The following is a 1,767-nucleotide window of genomic DNA, read 5'->3' as shown; positions in this document are numbered from 1 at the left end:
CATAACACTTGGCAAGTACGTTTTTACGAAGGGCCTTGATATCCGTACGAGCCACAATTTTGTGTCCAATAGCTGCTTGAATCGGCACCTCAAACTGTTGACGAGGGATGATTTTCTTGAGCTTATCAACGATGAGTTTCCCGCGTTCGTAGGCAAAGTCCTTGTGGACGATAAAGCTAAGAGCATCGACCTTATCACCATTGAGAAGGATGTCCATTTTGACCAGCTTAGATGGGCGATACTCTGACAATTCATAGTCAAAGCTTGCATAACCACGCGTCGAAGACTTGAGCTTATCAAAAAAGTCAAATACGATTTCAGCAAGTGGAATTTGATAGATGACATTGACACGATTGTCATCAATATAATCCATAGTCACAAAATCCCCACGTTTCCGCTGAGCCAGTTCCATCACCGCTCCAACAAACTCCTGTGGTACCATAATCTGAGCCTTGACATAAGGTTCTTCAATGGTCGCAATCTTAGTTGGATCTGGAAACTCTGATGGGTTAGAGACATCCATAGACTCACCGTCAGTTTGATTAACCTTATAGATAACAGACGGAGCTGTCATAATGAGGTCAATGTTGAACTCGCGCTCTAAACGCTCTTGGATAACATCCATATGGAGGAGTCCAAGGAATCCACAACGGAAACCAAATCCAAGGGCCTGAGATGTTTCTGGTTCAAACTGCAAGCTAGCATCGTTGAGCTGCAATTTTTCTAAGGCTTCACGTAGGTCATTGTACTTGTTTGACTCAATTGGGTAAAGTCCTGCAAAGACCATAGGATTCATTTGCTTGTAGCCATCTAGCGGTTCTGCTGCAGGATTGCTTGCTAGGGTCACTGTATCTCCGACACGCGTGTCTTGAACCGTCTTGATAGAAGCCGCAATATAACCAACGTCACCTGTGGCTAGGAAATCACGCCCAACAGCTTTCGGTGTGAAAATTCCGACCTCCGTCACATCAAAGGTCTTTCCATTGCTCATGAGTTGAATCTTATCGCCAGGTTTAACAACTCCGTCCATGACACGAACTTGGAGGATAACCCCACGGTAAGCATCATAAACTGAGTCGAAAATCAAGGCTTTGAGTGGAGCTGAAACATCACCAGTTGGGGCTGGCACTTTCTCTACGATTTGCTCAAGAATCTCTTCGATACCAATACCAGCTTTGGCTGATGCTAAGACCGCTTCGCTGGCATCTAGTCCAATGACATCCTCAATCTCTGTACGAACGCGCTCAGGATCGGCTGCTGGTAGGTCAATCTTGTTAATGACGGGCAGAATTTCCAAATCATTGTCCAAGGCTAGATAAACGTTAGCAAGAGTTTGCGCTTCAATCCCTTGAGCCGCATCAACCACCAAAATCGCTCCTTCACAGGCAGCTAGCGAACGCGACACTTCATAGGTAAAGTCCACGTGCCCTGGCGTGTCAATCAAGTGGAAAATATAGGTTTCGCCATCTTTTGCAGTGTAATTGAGCTCAATGGCATTCAACTTAATGGTAATCCCACGTTCACGTTCAAGATCCATACTATCCAAAAGCTGGGCCTGCATTTCACGACTAGAAACGGTCTCCGTCTTTTCCAAAATGCGGTCTGCTAGCGTTGATTTCCCGTGGTCAATATGGGCGATAATAGAGAAGTTTCGGATTTTCTCCTGTCGTTTTTTCAAATCTTCTAAGTTCATGATGCTCTTCCTTTCAGGGTATCTATTAATTATAAATTGTTTTTAACATTTTGACAAGACCATACCCTGCTAGG

Annotated in this window: 1 protein-coding gene; it reads right to left on the bottom strand. The window is 44.7% G+C overall.

Annotated features, from left to right (window positions below; all coding sequences use genetic code 11):
- The coding region (lepA, locus tag GMD4S_RS08550) for a translation elongation factor 4 (RefSeq protein ID WP_001047155.1) at positions 1 to 1,693 on the bottom strand (1,693 nt) is incomplete at its 3' end.
- Positions 1,694 to 1,767 lie beyond the last annotated feature (74 nt).

Source organism: Streptococcus sp. GMD4S, assembly GCF_000296955.1.
This window is presented reverse-complemented; position numbering and strand designations above follow the sequence as displayed.